Here is a 15,993-nt window from a genome sequence, read left to right as displayed (position 1 = left end):
CATCAGCGGAACCGACATGCGATATCGACGCCTCGACCTTAATCTATTGGTTGCGCTGGAAGCTTTGCTGAGCGAATGCAGCGTCAGCCGGGCGGCCGAGCGTCTGTGCCTGGGGCAGTCAGCTGCCAGCTCGGCACTGGGCCGATTGCGTGAACATTTCAACGACCCGCTACTGGTACAAGTTGGGCGCCGCCTGGAACCCACAGCGCTGGGTCTGGCGTTGCTGCCAAAAGTGCGTGCAGCGTTGGCGCTGACACGGGAAGTCGTCGACGCGCCGCTGAATTTTGATCCGGCGAACTGCGACCGGCATATCACTCTTGTAGCCTCCGACTATGTCGCCGACGTGCTGCTTCCGGCTGTCAGCCGTGTTTTGGCGCGTGTCGCTCCGAATAGTCGCTTGAGCCTGCGCGACATGCCGGTGCCACGCGACGGTGATGTCGTCAGCGAAGCGCTGGATTATCGGCGCAGCGATTGTGTGGTCGTGCCGCAGCGACGGTTGAACCCGGCCTATCCCTATGTGCCGCTCATGACGGACCAGCTCTGTTGTATCGTCTGCGCCCAGCAGCCAGAGTTTAGCGAGCAACTGAGCATGGCCGACTATCGCACCGCGGCGCATGTGGTGCGCGAGTTTGCCGACGGGCACAACCTGGCGATGGATGCCATGCACCTGCATGAACTCGGCATTGAGCGGCAAGTGGCGGTGACCGTGGAAAGCTTTGTACTAATGCCGCAATTCATTGTCGGTACCGCACGCATTGCCACGGTGTTTCGACGACAGGCGCAACGCTTCGCCCAGTGCTATCCATTACGCGTCCACCCGGCGCCGTTGGCTTTTCCCGAGGCCGTTCAAGTCTTGCAATGGCATCCCTATCAAGAACATGACCCGGTCATGCAGTGGTTTCGCGGCCTGCTTCTGGAACAGGCCGCGTTGCTCGATCAGCCCTCTGGTTGATCGCCGTTGTCGGCCATTAATCCGGCCTTGGCGATGGCCAGCAATGCGCAGCGTTCGTCGTTGTCCGAGGTATCGCCACTGATGCCGATGGCCCCGAGCACCATGCCCTCGGCATTACGAATCAGCACGCCGCCCGCTACGGGAATCACCTCGCCGCCGGTCAAACTGTTGATCGCGTCGAAAAACGCCGGCATGGCCTGCGCGCGTCGCGCCAGTTCGCGCCCACCAAAACCCATGCCCAGGCAACCGCGTGCCTTGCCGGTGGCGATTTGCGGGCGCAGGAAAGTGGCGTGTTCGTCGCGCAAAACCGCCAATGGATGGCCGGCGGCATCCAGCACAGCGACGCCCAGAGGCTTGATTCCGGTTTCCCGAGCGATGCGGATGGCATCGCTCGCTATGTCCGTCGCAGTCAGTAGATCAAGTCGTTGCATGGCCTCTGTCCTCATACGGCCCATTTGCCCAGTTGGGCCACGCGGTCGCGGGTGTAAAGATCGGTCCATTTCAGCGAATTGAAATCGGACACTTGCTTGGGGTTGTAGGGGCTGCGATCCATGCGTACCGGTTGGCCGGCCTTGTACACCGCTTTGAGGCGCGAACGATCCTGAAGAATGCGAATGTCGTCTAGCGGTGAACCGTCGAGCAGCAGAAAATCCGCCTGCTTGCCCACTTCCAGCGTGCCGAGGGTTTCGCCGCGCGGCATGCAGCGCGCGCCGACAGCGGTCGCGGCGTATAACGCTTCGGCCGGGGTGAATCCAAGCCGAGTCACCAGCAACTCCAGTTCACGAGCATGCCACTCTCCGTAAGGCGTCACCGCAAAGCCGCTGTCACTGCCGCAGGCAAAGGGTACGCCGGCCGCTTTGGCGCGTTTGAGGACCGCCGAGCCGACCTCCAGTGTGCGAGCACAATAACCGGCATAACCGGTGCTGATCGCAGGGTCATGGGGCTGGCAGAAATCCACGGTGTTCTGCGGGAACGTCATGGTCGGGGCAAGGATGCTGCCGGCCTCAAGCAGCGCTTCGATGCAGGCGTCGTCCATGTAAAAGGCATGAAAGACCAGATCAACTCCCGCGCGCGCCGCGTACATCACAGCTTCGCGTCCGTACGCATGGGTGGCGACCTTGCAGCCCAGACGATGCGCTTCCTCGACCATTTCGAAGGTTTCGTCGGCGGTAAAGGCCGCAATGATTTCGCCATTGGGACGACGATGCGTGCCGTCCATGGCGATCTTGATCAGGTCGACGCCGTCCTTGGCCTGCTTGCGGATCTCCGCGAGGGCGTCGCTACGGCTGGTGACCAACTGCGCGGTGAAGTATTCCGGGGCGCCCACCCGACTCGGGAACCAGTCATTGAGACTCTGCCGATTGGTGATGACGCGGCTGCTGGCTGCGATCCTCGGCCCTTCAAATAAACCTGCGGTCACCGCATTGCGCACCGCAATGCTGAGCTGGCCACTGTCGCCGGGGCAGACCATGCTGGTCACGCCGGCGGCCAGCACGTGTTGCGCGAAGAACATCCCGCGCAATGCGCGAAACTCGTCACTGGTCCATAGATCAATGTCTTCTTCGCTTTGAGCGTTGCCGAAGGCCAGATGGGTGTGCACATCCACCAGCCCCGGCATGACGAAATCATCACCGGCATCCAGCTGGGTATCGCCTGGCTTGGGAGCAGGTGCCAACGCGGTGGGCCCGACGTAACTGAGCAAGCCGTTTTCGACGATCAATGTCTGTTGTTGGCGGGTTTGCAGTCCGGTGCCGTCAAACAGGGTCTGGCATTTCAGGTGCAGGGCAGTCATGGCGTCTTCGCTATGTGATTGTTATGCAAAGAGAGGCTAGAGAGCAGGCGAGGGGGCCACCAGCAGATTGCATCGATGGCTGCGCATTGATCGCGTCAATAGCTGCGCCGGGCTGAAGCCATCAACTAAAACGCCGGACAATCGCGAGATTGTCCGGCGTTTTTCATGGCGTGTTTTTTCAGTGGATCAAGCGGTACGGCCGCCCAAGGTTTCGGCGATCCAGTCGGCAATGTAATGCCCGGCATTGATGCTGTTGTCGAAGCTCGAATGCTGCACACCACCTTCACGTTCGGTGAAGATTTTCAGTTCACATTTAGGGCTGTTGACCAGTTGCTCGTAGGTGCGATGCGCCCACTTCAACGGAATCTGCGAATCCTGCTCACCATGGGTCACGAGGAAGGGCACTTTGATGCGGTCGAGCACGCCGTCGAGGTGGACGTTTTCGGCGATGGTCATGAACTCTTCGACGTCCTTGGCGCCCCACACCCAGCAGACATGCGCCCAGTAGTGCGGCACCGGGAAGCTGCCTTCTTTTTCCAGTCGACGCTTTTGCACATCACGCCAGTCATGGTTGGCGCCCCATACGACGCCGCAGGCGAAGCGTGGTTCGAAGGCAACCGCGCGCGGGCAGTAATAACCGCCCAACGAGACACCTTCGAGGCCGATACGTTTGGCATCAACGTCGCTTCGGGTTTCCAGCCAATCCACCACGCGACTGGCCCAATGTTCACTGTCGAATCGTGCAGTCAGGCCATGCAGGCGCAGCGCTTCGCCGGTGCCGGGCTGGTCGATGATCAGCGAAGAGATGCCGCGTTTCGCCAGCCAGGCTGGCAGGCCCACGCGGTATTTCATTTCTTTGGTCGAGTCCAGACCGTTGACCTGCACCAGTATCGGTGCCGGCCCCTCGACGCCTTCGGCGCGCACCAGCAATCCGGAAAGATGTTTGCCTTCGTACGGAATTTCCACCCGTTCGCAGTTTTCACGCGACAGTTCGATGCCGCGCTTGAAGGTCTGCAGAAAACGCTGATACAGCTCGGTACGCCCCGGTGCGCCGTGGGCTTGCAGGCGCTCGCAGGTCAAATAATAGGTGGCGGCGCGGTTGTATTTTTCGCCAGCCGAGAGCATCCGGCCGTTGCCTTCGTCTTCTTCGGCCAGACCGCAGAGCTTGTCGGCCATTTTCGCCCAGGTTTCGCGAAAGGCACGGGTGCCGGCCGCGTCTGGCTGTTTCGCAGCCTCTTGCAGCGGGGCGCACATCTCTTCGATTTCACCCATGCGGGCGCCCATTTCAATGGCCAGGTCGACAGAGAGATTCCAAACGTAGTTGGTCGGGAAATAGCGAAACATGATTATTGTTGTCCTTATGGTTGCCTTGGCATTCCCAAGGCACGTTAAGGATCACCCGACTAATTGGCCAATCGTGACGGCGGATACGAGGTATCGCGAGATACGATGGGCACATGTTGCAGATGCTGGATGGATTCGCTGATGCGTTCGCGCAGCCAGCGGTGCATCGGGTCACCGTCAACGCTGCGGTGCCACAACATGTACTCGCGCATGACCGGGATTTTCACCGGCGGCGGCAGGATACGCAGCGGCAGATAGTGCGCGTAGAGGTTCGCCAGGCGCTGGTGCATCGTGGCGATGCGCTGCGTGCCGACAATCAGTTGCGGCAGGGTATTGAAGTCGCTGGTGATCACTTCAATGCGCCGATTGAAGCCGTATTGATTCATGAACCATTCTTCGATGCTCATGTGCCGGGTACGGCCAAAGCCCACCGAGACATGGCCCATCTCCATGTACTGCTCAAGGGTCAGGCTGTCGCCGACTTGGGTATTGCCTTGCCACACCACGCACACATGTTCTTCCTCGAACAGCAGGCGCGAAGGGTGGCCTTCGATGATGTAGCGCTCGGGAACAATCATCAGATCGACCTCGCCACGCACCAGCAACTCGCCGGAATTGTCGCTGGGGCCAAGCATTTCGAAGGTGATGTTGGGCGCTTCCTGGTGAATGTTCTGGATCACCTGGGCGAACAGCACGCTGATCAGATAGTCCGAGGTCACCAAGCGAAAATGGCGCTTGCTGGTGGTCGGGTCGAACACCGGTTTGGCGGTGATTGAGGACTGGATCGTCAGCAGCACTTCACGCACCGGTCTGGCCAGTTCCGTGGCATAGGGCGTGGGCTGCATCTTGCGGCCCACCTGGACCAGCAGCTCATCCTCAAAGTAGGTGCGCAATCGCGCGAGCACGCCGCTGGTGGCGGATTGGGTCATGTGCAGGCGTTCAGCGGCGCGGGTGATGTTCTGCTCTTCGAGCAATACATCGAGCGCGACCAGCAGGTTCAGATCCAGATGGTTGAAACGCATGGGCAGGTCCGTTTTTGTATTTATTTTCGCAATACATTCGAACGAATCCATCGGCACGTCAACCTTCGTCGCAGGTATCGCGTTTGCCGATAGGTCGCATCCCGACTCGCGATTAGTCAGCTGCCAACCCTTGCGCCAATCTTCGCCGCAGTCGGCCCTGCAGCCGACACCACCACCGGTTTCCAGTCAGGCCCGGCGCGCTGCAAGGCGTCCATGGCGGCAGTCACCGGATCATAATTTCAATGGAGTGGTAAGCCATGAACATCATTGGCCTTGATGCCCTGATTTTTGGCGTCGATGACATTCAAGCCTGCACCGATTGCCTGCGCGACTACGGCCTTGCGCCGGTCGGCGTTGACAGCAACGGCGGGCGTTTCGAAGCGCTGGATGGCACCGCGGTGATTATCCGTCGAGCCGACGATCCTGATTTGCCGGCGGCGATCGGTCCGGCGCCGTCGATTCGCGAGACGGTCTACGGGGTCGCTGCGATCAGCGATCTGGATGCCATCGAAGATGAGCTGGCCCGTGACCGCCCTGTCCGTCGCGATCAAAACGGCGTGCTGCACAGCGTTGACGACATGGGTTTCGCCATCGCTTTTCAGGTCACTGTACGCAAGCCTTACAGCGCACCGGATGACCTGACCAACGCCGCCGGCCATGCGCCACAGCGGCCGCTTAACCAGCCGGGTATTACCCTCGATATGGGCGCTGTTCCGCGCACTTTGTCGCACGTGGTGTATTTCGTGCCCGATGCGGCGAAAGCCGAAGCTTTTTACGCCGAGCGCCTGGGTTTTCGCACCACCGACACCTTCATTGGCGCCGGGCCGTTCATGCGTCCGGCAGGCTCTGACGATCACCATTGCCTGTTCATGATCCAGACCCCACCGCACATGAAAGGCTGCGAACACTTCACCTTCCACATGGGCAGTGGCACCGAAGTGCTGCTGGCCGGGACGCGTTTCGAGCAAAAAGGCTGGACCAGTTTCTGGGGCCCGGGCCGTCACCTGTTTGGCTCCAACTGGTTCTGGTATTTCAACAGTCCGTTGGGTTGCCACATCGAATACGACGCCGACATGGACAAGCACGATGACGCCTGGGAGGCCCGTCGCGCGCCGCTGTCGGCGGATAACTCGCAGCTGTTCCTGTTCAGCGCCAAAGAAAAATGGGCCCCCGGTGGCCCGCCGCCGAAACTCGGTTGAGGCCGGCGCTGATCATGAGCGCTATTGCGCAGCCACTGTGTCGGCTGGACGAACTGGAGGAGGGCCGGGCGCGCGGATTCGATCCGTTGGCGCAGGGCCGCGACAGCGTGTTTGCCCTGCGTCATGACCATCAGGTGCGGGTCTATCGCAACCGTTGTCCGCATCTGGACGTGCGCCTGGAGTATCGCAAGGACAAGTTCTTGTCTGCCGATGGCCAACTGATCGTCTGCTATGCCCACGGTGCGCAATTTCTGCCGGCGACAGGTGAATGCATCTACGGCCCGTGCCTGGGCCAGACGCTGGAGGCGCTGCCGTTCTGCGAGAAGGAGGGCTGGCTGCTGGTGCGAATGCCTGAAGGGTTGCCGTTGCCGGGATAAATCGAGGTATCGCGTACGGCGATACATCGCATCCTTACTCGCGATTAGTCAAATCCCTGCTTTGCCGGGAAGCTTCATCCAACGATGCCGTGCCCGACGCAGCATCGATCACAAGAATAAAAAGAGAGAACACCATGAGTGCAGTGAACAACGTTCTGATCGTGGGCGGTGGTATCGGTGGCTTGTGTGCGGCCATCGCCTTGCGACGTAAAGGTATTGAGGTCGACCTGATCGAGCTCAAGTCCGAATGGACAGTCTATGGCGTCGGGATTATTCAGCAGAGCAACGTCGTCCGTGAGATGGCCAAGCTGGGCGTTCTTGATGGTTATCTGGACGCCGCTTATGCCTTCGAAGACGTCGCCATCTACGGCCCGGGCGGGCAACAACTGGCGCGCATTCCGGGTCAGCGACTGGCCGGCCCGCAGTATCCCGCCAACGTCGGCATTTCTCGCTTGGCGCTGCATAAAGTTCTCAGCGAAACCGCTCTGCAACTCGGCGCCAACGTGCGTTTGGGCCTGAGTGTGGAAGCGCTGGACGACAACGGCACAGAGGTCGACGTGTTGTTTACCGACGGCAATCGCGGCCACTACGACCTGGTGGTCGGTGCCGACGGACTGTTCTCGAAAGTGCGCAGCCTGGTCTTTGGCGATGCGTACACCCCGCGTTTCACTGGTCAGTCGGTGTGGCGCTACAACTTTCCCCGCGCGCCCCAAATCGACCATCTGGCCAACTATCAAAGCGCTGACGGCAACGCCGGGCTGGTGCCGCTGGCCGGCGACTTGATGTACCTGTTTCTGACCTCCCACGAACCGTCCAATCCGTGGATGGATCCTGCCGATCTGGCCGCGCAGATGCGCCAGCGCCTGCAAGGTTTTACCGGGCTGATCGGCGAACTGCGCGAGAAAATCACCGACAACAGCCAAGTCGTCTACAAGCCGATGGAAGTGGTGTTCGTCGATGAACCGTGGCATCGCGGACGCGTCCTGCTGATCGGCGATGCAGCCCACGCGACCACGCCGCACCTTGGTCAAGGCGCCGGCATGGCCATCGAAGACGCGATTGTGCTCAGCGAAGAACTCACTCACGAGCAGTCCGCCACCACCAGCGTCGAGCAGCAGTTGCAGCGCTTCATGGCGCGGCGCTTCGAACGTTGCAAATACATCAGCGAAAGCTCGGTGCTGGCCGGTGACAAGGAGATGCAGCACGACCGCGCCTTCGATCGCATTGGCCTGGTCAAGCAAATGCTCGCGCGCACCGCCGAGCCGATCTAAGCCCCACCTGCGCCTCATCCACAGCAGTTACCACTATAAAAACAAGAGGTTAACGCGATGGTTAGTTCTACGACTGCGGCGCTCGCGCGTCGCCCGGTCTGCTCGTCTGCACCCTTTGGTTTGAGCGTTGCTGCGCTGCTGGTGCTGTGCAGCCAGGCCGCTCACGCTTTCGACATCGATACCGGCAACCCGGATTTCAAGCTGCGCTGGGACAACACGATCAAGTACAGCGCTGCCTGGCGCACGCAGAATCCGAGCAGCAAGTTGACCGAGGGTCAGGTGGCGCTCAATCAGGACGATGGCGATCGTGCCTTCAAAAAAGGCCTGATCTCCAATCGCACCGACATTCTCTCGGAACTGGATCTGTCGTTTCAGGACTTCGGCGCGCGTTTGAGTGGTGCAGCGTGGTACGACAGCGAGTACCAGGGCAACAACGACAATAACGATCCGTCCCGCGCCAACGCACGTTCGGTCGGCTACGACGAGTTCACCGATGACACCCGTCATTTGCACGGAGGTGACGGCGAAATTCTCGACGCCTTCGTTTATTGGAACGGTGAACTGGCCGACCGCGCAACGTCGGTGCGCGCCGGCCGTCATGGCCTGATCTGGGGCGAAAGCCTGTTCTTCGGCGCCAACGGCATTGCCGGTGGCATGGCCCCGGTTGACGTGGTCAAGGCGCAGTCGGTGCCTAACACGCAGTTCAAGGAAATCACCCGTCCGGTCAATCAACTGTCGGGCACCTTCCAACTGACGGACGACGTATCGCTCGGCGCGTACTACCAACTCGAATGGGAAGAAACCCGACTGCCCGCCGCCGGCAGTTATTTCTCCACCAGCGACACCATTGGCGAAGGCAATGAGCGTCTGATCGTCGGTGCGCCGTTCCCGGCATTCCTCGGCGGCAACCCGGCCAGTCCCGCCGCGTTTTTCCACGGTAATGACAAGGAAGCGCGCAGTTCGGGGCAGGGCGGTCTGCAACTGAAATACAGCGCTGAGACCGTCGAATACGGCCTCTACGCCATTCAGTACCACGACAAGACGCCGAAGCTGTATCTGAAACCGTCGACGGCGGCGCCGAACTTCAGCACCGGACAGATCGGCGAATACTACTGGGTTTACCCCGAAGATATTCGCGCGCTGGGCGCGAGTTTTTCCACCACCGTGGACGAGTACAGCTTCGCCGGTGAAGCGTCGATGCGCTGGAACATGCCGCTGGTTTCAAACGGTCAGACCGTGCTGCCCGGCGTCATTGCCGACAATGATGATGACGCGCTCTACGCCGTCGGCCGCACCGCCCACGTCAACCTGAACGTGTTGGCGTCGTTTGGCCCGAACTTCATCGCCCGCGAGTCCGGACTGGTTGGCGAAGTGGCGTGGAACCGCTTGCTCAGCGTCACTAAAAATCGCGCCGCGCTGGACCCGAACGCCACTGATGATGGCCTCGGTTTCAAAGTCGTCTACACGCCGACGTACCGGCAGTTCTTCTCCGGCATCGATATCAGCATTCCGGTCGGCGTCAGTTATTTCCCGCTGGGTAAATCCGCGGTGGTCAGCTCGTTCGGCCCGGACAACGGTGGCGACATCAACATCGGTATCACCGCCACTTACCTCGATCGCGTCACGGCCGGCCTGACCTACACGCATTACTACGGCGCCGAGGACACCAACCTCAACGGCCTCAGCCAGTTCAATTACAAGCAATCGCTGAAGGATCGGGATTACCTCGCCTTCTCCGTCAAGACCACGTTTTAAGAGGACTTGCGCATGACTTCTCACCACCACAATCGCTTCCCACGGCTGAAGGCCCTGTGCTTTGCCTTGCTCGGAACGCTGACCGTCCTGAGTCAGGTTGCAACTGCGGCCACCGCAGAAGAGGCGGCCAAACTGTCGAGCAGTCTCACGCCAATGGGTGCCGAGCGCGCAGGCAATGCCGACGGCAGCATTCCGGCCTGGCAGGGCGGTTACACCAAGGTCGACCCCGCGTACAAACGGGGCGGCAAACGTAGCGATCCGTTTGCGGCTGACAAGCCGCTGTTCAGCATCACCTCGAAAAACCTGGCGCAATACGCCGCCAAGCTCAGCGATGGCACCAAGGAGATGTTCAAGCGTTTTCCCGACACCTATCGCATCGATGTCTATCCGACCCGTCGCTCGGCCGCCGCCCCGCAATGGGTGTATGACAACACCCTGAAAAATGCCACCCGCGCCAAACTGGTCGACAGCAGCGCCGGACCTGTGCCCGAAGGTGCGTTTGGCGGTATTCCATTCCCGATTCCGCATAACGGCGCCGAAGCCATGTGGAACCACATCCTCAACTGGCGCGGCACGTCACTGGCCATGCACTTTCGTCATTACCTGATGACCGCAGACGGCAAACAAGTGATGACCACCGACGGCCAGGCGATTCAGGACATGCCGTATTACTACCAGGACGGCACGCCGGAAAGCTTCGCTGGTGATTACTGGCTGTTCCGTCTGCTTAACGTCGGCCCGCCGTTGCGTGCCGGTGAGCAAATCATGGGGCGCACCAATATCAACGGCGACAAGTCCCAGGCCCACGTCTATCTGACCGGCCAGCGCCGCGTGCGCAAGTTGCCGAATGCCTGCTGCGACACACCGACGCCGGCCACCGCCGGGGTGATGTCGTTCGATGAGTTGAGCGTGTTCCAGGGGCGCATCGATCGCTTCGACTGGAAGCTGGTCGGCAAGCAGGAAATGTATATCCCCTACAACACCAACAAAGTCCTGACCGCAGGCAAGCCGGAAGATTTGTTTCTGGCCCATCACATGAATCCTGATTACGTGCGCTGGGAATTGCACCGCGTGTGGGTGGTGGACGCCGAACTCGCACCGGGCAAACGTCACCAACTGCCGAAGGGCCGTTACTACCTCGACGAAGACACCTGGCAAGCGATGCTCGGTGATCGTTGGGACGCCAACGGCCAACTCGCCAAAACCTTGTGGTCGCTACCGGCCGTGCTGCCGGATCTGCCAGCGCAGGCGCAGCTGTCTTCGGGTTTCTACGACCTGACCTCCGGCGCCTGGTTTATCCAGAACGTCTACACCGGTCTGCCTGAGCAATACGGCGTGGTCGATCGCTACAAGGCGTCTGAATTCTCGCCGGCGGCGATGGCGGGTGCCGGGGTTCGTTGAATCGGGCCGGATCGCCACACGGTGTGGCGATCCGGTTTCACAGGTGGTTTCGAGGTCGGTATGAACAGAATCTGTCAGGTGCTCGGGCGGTTGTTAGCGCTGCTGGCGCTGCCTTGCGTATTACCCGTAAGCCAGGCTCAGGCCGCTGCCGTCGGTGATGTCTTGCACACCCCGGCGATGCACGCGCCGCAGGCCCGGCAAGCGGTCTTGCTTGATCTGGCCCGGGCGGGCGCGCGGTTGGTGGCAGTCGGCGAACGCGGCATCGTCTTGCTCTCCGATGACAACGGCATCAGTTGGCGGCAGGCGCAGGTGCCGGTCTCCGTCAGTCTCACGGCGGTGCAATTTGTCGATGCCAACACCGGCTGGGCGGTCGGCCATGCCGGTGCGGTGCTGGTCTCCCACGACGGCGGCGAAAACTGGGCGTTGCAGCTGGACGGCAATCGCGCTGCGCAACTGGAGTTGCACGCCGCACGCGAGCAACTGCCGACAGCCACTGACCCGGACGCAGCGGCGGCGCGCGTGCAAACCGCCGAACGGATGGTCAGCGAAGGCGCGGACAAACCGTTTCTGAGCCTCACGTTCACCGATGCGCGTCACGGCCTGATCGTCGGCGCCTACGGCCTCGCCTTTACCACCGAAGACGGCGGCGTGAGCTGGCAGTCGCTGATGGGCCATATCGACAATCCGATGGGGGCGCATCTGTATGCCATCGCGCAACAAGGCGAGCGTTGGTTCATCGCTGGCGAGCAAGGCTATGTGGCGCGTTCCGAGGACGGCGGACAATCTTTCGTTGCGCTCGACAGCCCTTACAGCGGCAGTTTCTTCGCCCTGCAAGTACGCGATGACGGCGCGCTGCTGGCGGCAGGATTGAAAGGCAACGCGTTCATTTCCACCGACGGCGGCGACAGCTTTTTGCCCGCGCCCGTACCGATGCCCGTGTCCTTCAGTGAAGCGATCCGCACCGCTGACGGCCAGCTGTTGTTGGTCAATCAGGCGGGCGCAATGTTTCGCACCACGGGCGCCGCACCCACCCTGCAGCCTTTCGGCAAACCGCTGGGCAAACCGATTGCCAGTGTCGTGCAGGCCGCCGATGGCAGCCTGGTGCTGGCCGGTTTTACCGGGTTGACGCGCCTGGCGTCGCCCACTGCTACAGCTTCGGAGTGAGGTTATGAAACCATTCGACAACGCCACGGCCAGCCTGGCGAGTTTCGACCCGCGCTCCGGCTCGGTCGTGGAACGCACTTTGTTCAACCACCGGTTGTGGGTGCTGCTGGTGTGCCTGGTGACCACGCTTTTCTTGGGCTATCAGGCCACGCGCGTCGAGCTGAACGCCAGTTTCGAAAAGATGATTCCCACGCAACAACCCTACATCGCCAATTATCTGCAACATCAAAAGCAACTCAGCGGTCTGGGCAACTCCTTGCGCATTGTCGTCGCCAATCGCCAGGGCGATATCTACGACGCTGAGTATCTGAAAACCTTGCAGGCCTTGAGCGACAAGCTTTACCTGCTGCCCGGCGTCGACCGTGCCTACATGAAGTCGCTGTGGACGCCGGCAACGCGTTGGGTCGCTGTGACTGAAGACGGCCTGGATGGCGGCCCGGTGATCCCGGACGATTATGCCGGCACACCGGCCAGTCTCGAGGCTTTGCGCCGCAACGTGCAGCGCTCCAACGAGCTTGGCCAACTGGTAGCGTTCGATCAAACCTCGAGCATCATTTATGTGCCGTTGCTAGCCACGACTGCCGACGGCCAAGCGCTGAATTACTCGGTGCTGTCCGAGCAACTGGAGGCGTTGCGCAGCCAGTATCAGAACGACAGGATCGACATTCACATCACCGGTTTCGCGAAAAAGGTCGGCGACCTGATTGCCGGGCTCAAGCAGATCCTGCTGTTCTTCGCCGTCGCAATCCTAATCACCACCGCCGTGCTGTTCTGGTACACACGCTGCCTGCGCAGCACCGTGCTGGTGGTGTTCTGTTCGCTGGTGGCGGTGGTCTGGCAGTTGGGCCTGTTGCCGTTGCTCGACTATCAACTGGATCCGTATTCGGTGCTGGTGCCGTTTCTGGTGTTCGCCATCGGCATGAGCCACGGCGCGCAGAAAATGAACGGCATCATGCAGGACATCGGTCGCGGCATGCACCGGGTGGTGGCCGCGCGCTTCACCTTTCGACGACTGTTTCTGGCCGGGCTGACGGCATTGCTCTGCGACGCAGTGGGTTTTGCCGTGCTGATGCTGATCAAGATCCAGGTGATTCAGGATCTGGCCGTGATCGCCAGTATCGGTGTGGCGGTGCTGATTTTCACCAACCTGATTCTGCTGCCGGTGTTGCTGTCCTATGTCGGCGTAACGCCGCGCGCGGCGCAATTGAGCCTCAAAAGCGAGCAGAACGATCAGGCCGGCGCGCGGCGTCATGGCTTCTGGCGCTTTCTCGATCTGTTTACCCGACGTCGCTGGGCCAGCCTGTGCATTGCCATCAGCCTGGCGTTGGCGGCATTGGGCTTTGTGGTCAGCCTGCAATTGAAGATCGGTGATCTGGATGCCGGGGCACCGGAGCTGCGGGCCGACTCACGCTACAACCAGGACGATGCGTTTTTGACCCGGCATTACGGCGCCAGCAGTGATTTGTTCGCAGTGATGGTCAAGACCCCGGCCGGGCAATGTGCGCGTTACGACATCCTCGCCAAGGTCGATGCGCTGGACTGGCAACTGCGTGCATTGCCGGGGGTGGATTCGACCAACTCGCTGGCCTTGCTCAACCGGCGCATGCTGGTTGGCCTTAGCGAAGGCAGCGCCAAGTGGTACGAGCTGCAGAACAATCAGGCGATGCTCAACATGATCACCGCCAGTGCGCCACGCGGCTTGTACAACGAGGATTGCAGCCTGCTCACGCTGTACGCCTACCTCACCGACCACAAGGCTGAAACGCTGACGCGGCTGGTCGAGCACGTTGAGCAATTCGCCGCCGCCAATAACGACCAGGACGTGCAGTTCCTGCTGGCAGCGGGCAATGCCGGCATCGAAGCGGCGACCAATATCGTGGTCAAGCAAGCCAATCGCGAGATGTTGTTCTGGGTCTACGGCGCGGTGATCGTGCTGTGCCTGATAACCTTCCGTTCGTGGCGCGCCACGTTGTGCGCGGTGATTCCGCTGATGGTCACCTCGATCCTCTGCGAAGCGTTGATGGTCTGGCTGAACATCGGCGTAAAGGTCGCGACGTTACCGGTGATCGCGTTGGGTGTCGGCATTGGCGTCGACTATGCGTTGTACGTGATGAGCATCCTGCTCGGCCATCTGCGCCAGGGCGCGAGCCTGTCAGAGGCCTATTACCGCGCCCTGGTGTCCACCGGCAAAGTGGTGATGCTCACCGGCATCACGCTCGCCATTGGCGTGGCCACGTGGATCTTCTCGCCGATCAAATTCCAGGCTGACATGGGCGTGTTGCTGGCGTTCATGTTCGTCTGGAACATGGTCGGCGCGCTGCTGCTATTGCCAGCGCTGGCGTACTTCCTGCTGCCTGCACGGCGGACGAACACCGACGCAGAAACGCCGGAGGAGGCGATCAATCTGAGCCTGCCGTCGCGGGCCGTGGCGGTAGATGTTGTTCAATCGCGTCATCGGGAGACCTGTCATGGCCGTTGAGTCTTCATTGGAAAACAGCGGCCGCCGCGCCGGTTTGACGCAATCGTTGCTGTTGCTGCTCGGCAGCTGTCTGCCAGTGCTCGGCGCGGTATTGCTCGCACCGGTATTGCCGCGCATGCAGGCCCATTTTGCCGATGTCGCGGGCAGCACGGTGCTGGTGCCGATCGTGCTGACCTTGCCGGCATTGATGATTGCAGTACTGGCGCCGTTTGCCGGGGTCATCGTCGATCGGCTCGGACGCAAACCGCTGTTGTTGGCGAGCATGGCCCTGTACACGCTTTGCGGTGTGTTACCGCTGTGGCTTGATTCGCTGCAGGCCATCGTCGCCAGCCGCGCCGGGATCGGTCTGGCGGAGGCGGGGATCATGACCTGTTGCACGACGCTGATGGGCGACTACTACAGCGGCGCCCGACGCGAGCGCTTGTTCGCCTTGCAAATGGTCGCGACCTCACTGTCCGCTGCGGTGTTTATCGCGCTGGGTGGTTTTCTCGGTCAGGACGACTGGCGCGCACCGTTTGCGCTGTACGCGGTCGGGCTGATTTTCCTGCCGCTGATGGCGTGGAAACTCTGGGAGCCGCAACCGCGCGTGCAACCGGCGACAACGGCGCCGGTGCCAGCCCCGCGCGCATTTCCATGGCGGGCACTGACGCCCCTGTATGCATTGTCGCTGCTCGCGGGACTGAGCCTGTTCATCGTGCCGGTGCAGGCCGGCTACTTGCTCAACTTGTTGCACGTGGATGCGCCGCAGCAGATCGGCATGACCATGGGCGCCAATCAACTCGGCGTGCTCGTCGGGGCCTTGAGTTTTCGCTTGTTGAGCGGTCTGCGCAGCCAGCATGTGTTGCTGATTGCCTATGGTCTCGCGGGTATCGGCGGCCTGTTGATGGCCGCTGCCGGCAGCCACGCGCAAGTGGTGGTCGCGGTCTTGATCAACGGTCTGGGCATCGGCCTGATGTTGCCGACGTTGATCACCTGGATCATGGCGCAAGTCGGTTTTGACCAGCGTGGGCGCGCGGCGGGGTGTTTCACCGCGGCGATTTTCGCTGGCGAATTCATCAGCCCGCTGGTGGTACTCGCCATCACATCCGGAGCTTCCACGGCATTGCCGCAAGCACTGGCCATGATCGGTTGGCTGCAACTGGTCGTGGCGCTGTTTTGTCTGTCCGTGCCGAGGCTCGGTGGTCTGTTGAAACGCGCCCATGTCGGCGGTCACGACTCCATCGGCAACGGCCATTGA

Annotated in this window: 13 protein-coding genes; 9 read left to right on the top strand and 4 right to left on the bottom strand. The window is 61.0% G+C overall.

Going from position 1 to position 15,993, the window contains the following annotated elements; translation table 11 throughout:
- Positions 1-16 precede the first annotated feature (16 nt).
- Positions 17-952, top strand: coding sequence for a LysR family transcriptional regulator (locus ACIPIZ_RS01600; protein WP_401163562.1), 936 nt, complete (start codon positions 17-19; stop codon positions 950-952).
- On the opposite strand, the gene ACIPIZ_RS01595 is transcribed toward ACIPIZ_RS01600, so the two are convergent.
- The 4 genes from ACIPIZ_RS01595 to ACIPIZ_RS01580 form a co-directional block, all read right to left on the bottom strand.
- Positions 937-1,383, bottom strand: coding sequence for a heme-binding protein (locus tag ACIPIZ_RS01595; RefSeq protein WP_401163560.1), 447 nt, complete (start codon positions 1,381-1,383; stop codon positions 937-939). The genes ACIPIZ_RS01600 and ACIPIZ_RS01595 overlap by 16 nt on opposite strands.
- An 11-nt stretch (positions 1,384-1,394) precedes the next feature.
- Positions 1,395-2,744 carry an amidohydrolase family protein gene (locus ACIPIZ_RS01590; RefSeq protein WP_401163558.1) on the bottom strand — a complete coding sequence of 450 codons (1,350 nt, stop codon included), beginning with the start codon at positions 2,742-2,744 and terminating at the stop codon, positions 1,395-1,397.
- Positions 2,745-2,930: 186 nt separating this feature from the next.
- Complete coding sequence (locus ACIPIZ_RS01585; protein WP_401163556.1) at positions 2,931-4,088, bottom strand: alpha/beta hydrolase family protein; 1,158 nt, start codon at positions 4,086-4,088, stop codon at positions 2,931-2,933.
- Positions 4,089-4,147: 59 nt separating this feature from the next.
- Entirely contained in the window at positions 4,148-5,110 is a 963-nt protein-coding gene (locus ACIPIZ_RS01580; RefSeq protein ID WP_150648083.1) for a LysR family transcriptional regulator, read from the bottom strand.
- Positions 5,111-5,367: 257 nt separating this feature from the next.
- On the opposite strand from ACIPIZ_RS01580, the gene ACIPIZ_RS01575 reads away from it, so the two are divergent.
- From ACIPIZ_RS01575 to ACIPIZ_RS01540, 8 genes are all read left to right on the top strand, one after another.
- Positions 5,368-6,309, top strand: coding sequence for a VOC family protein (locus tag ACIPIZ_RS01575; RefSeq protein WP_401163553.1), 942 nt, complete (start codon positions 5,368-5,370; stop codon positions 6,307-6,309).
- A 14-nt stretch (positions 6,310-6,323) separates the two neighbouring features.
- Positions 6,324-6,686 carry a Rieske (2Fe-2S) protein gene (locus ACIPIZ_RS01570; RefSeq protein ID WP_401163551.1) on the top strand — a complete coding sequence of 121 codons (363 nt, stop codon included), beginning with the start codon at positions 6,324-6,326 and terminating at the stop codon, positions 6,684-6,686.
- A 134-nt stretch (positions 6,687-6,820) separates the two neighbouring features.
- Entirely contained in the window at positions 6,821-7,957 is a 1,137-nt protein-coding gene (locus ACIPIZ_RS01565) for an FAD-dependent oxidoreductase (protein WP_401163549.1), read from the top strand.
- 57 nt (positions 7,958-8,014) lie between these two features.
- On the top strand, positions 8,015-9,712 hold the full coding sequence (locus ACIPIZ_RS01560; protein ID WP_122598199.1) for a DUF1302 domain-containing protein: 1,698 nt from the start codon (positions 8,015-8,017) through the stop codon (positions 9,710-9,712).
- A gap of 12 nt (positions 9,713-9,724) precedes the next feature.
- Positions 9,725-11,113 (top strand): DUF1329 domain-containing protein, encoded by a 1,389-nt coding sequence (locus ACIPIZ_RS01555; RefSeq protein ID WP_401163547.1) that lies wholly within the window; start codon positions 9,725-9,727, stop codon positions 11,111-11,113.
- A gap of 60 nt (positions 11,114-11,173) precedes the next feature.
- Positions 11,174-12,277 carry a WD40/YVTN/BNR-like repeat-containing protein gene (locus ACIPIZ_RS01550; protein ID WP_401163546.1) on the top strand — a complete coding sequence of 368 codons (1,104 nt, stop codon included), beginning with the start codon at positions 11,174-11,176 and terminating at the stop codon, positions 12,275-12,277.
- A 4-nt stretch (positions 12,278-12,281) separates the two neighbouring features.
- Entirely contained in the window at positions 12,282-14,756 is a 2,475-nt protein-coding gene (locus tag ACIPIZ_RS01545) for an RND family transporter (RefSeq protein ID WP_401163544.1), read from the top strand.
- On the top strand, positions 14,746-15,993 hold the full coding sequence (locus ACIPIZ_RS01540; RefSeq protein ID WP_401163541.1) for an MFS transporter: 1,248 nt from the start codon (positions 14,746-14,748) through the stop codon (positions 15,991-15,993). The genes ACIPIZ_RS01545 and ACIPIZ_RS01540 overlap by 11 nt, the downstream gene beginning before the upstream one ends.

Source organism: Pseudomonas sp. NPDC087690 (assembly GCF_044743175.1).
In the GTDB taxonomy this organism is placed as follows: domain Bacteria; phylum Pseudomonadota; class Gammaproteobacteria; order Pseudomonadales; family Pseudomonadaceae; genus Aquipseudomonas.
Note: the sequence above shows the minus strand (reverse complement) of the source record. Positions and strands in the feature narration are given on the sequence as shown.

Coding starts and splice junctions, on each gene's coding strand:
- ACIPIZ_RS01600 (WP_401163562.1), top strand. CDS start 17: ATGCGATATCGACGCCTCGACCTTAATCTATTGGTTGCGCTGGAAGCT.
- ACIPIZ_RS01595 (WP_401163560.1), bottom strand. CDS start 1,383: ATGCAACGACTTGATCTACTGACTGCGACGGACATAGCGAGCGATGCC.
- ACIPIZ_RS01590 (WP_401163558.1), bottom strand. CDS start 2,744: ATGACTGCCCTGCACCTGAAATGCCAGACCCTGTTTGACGGCACCGGA.
- ACIPIZ_RS01585 (WP_401163556.1), bottom strand. CDS start 4,088: ATGTTTCGCTATTTCCCGACCAACTACGTTTGGAATCTCTCTGTCGAC.
- ACIPIZ_RS01580 (WP_150648083.1), bottom strand. CDS start 5,110: ATGCGTTTCAACCATCTGGATCTGAACCTGCTGGTCGCGCTCGATGTA.
- ACIPIZ_RS01575 (WP_401163553.1), top strand. CDS start 5,368: ATGAACATCATTGGCCTTGATGCCCTGATTTTTGGCGTCGATGACATT.
- ACIPIZ_RS01570 (WP_401163551.1), top strand. CDS start 6,324: ATGAGCGCTATTGCGCAGCCACTGTGTCGGCTGGACGAACTGGAGGAG.
- ACIPIZ_RS01565 (WP_401163549.1), top strand. CDS start 6,821: ATGAGTGCAGTGAACAACGTTCTGATCGTGGGCGGTGGTATCGGTGGC.
- ACIPIZ_RS01560 (WP_122598199.1), top strand. CDS start 8,015: ATGGTTAGTTCTACGACTGCGGCGCTCGCGCGTCGCCCGGTCTGCTCG.
- ACIPIZ_RS01555 (WP_401163547.1), top strand. CDS start 9,725: ATGACTTCTCACCACCACAATCGCTTCCCACGGCTGAAGGCCCTGTGC.
- ACIPIZ_RS01550 (WP_401163546.1), top strand. CDS start 11,174: ATGAACAGAATCTGTCAGGTGCTCGGGCGGTTGTTAGCGCTGCTGGCG.
- ACIPIZ_RS01545 (WP_401163544.1), top strand. CDS start 12,282: ATGAAACCATTCGACAACGCCACGGCCAGCCTGGCGAGTTTCGACCCG.
- ACIPIZ_RS01540 (WP_401163541.1), top strand. CDS start 14,746: ATGGCCGTTGAGTCTTCATTGGAAAACAGCGGCCGCCGCGCCGGTTTG.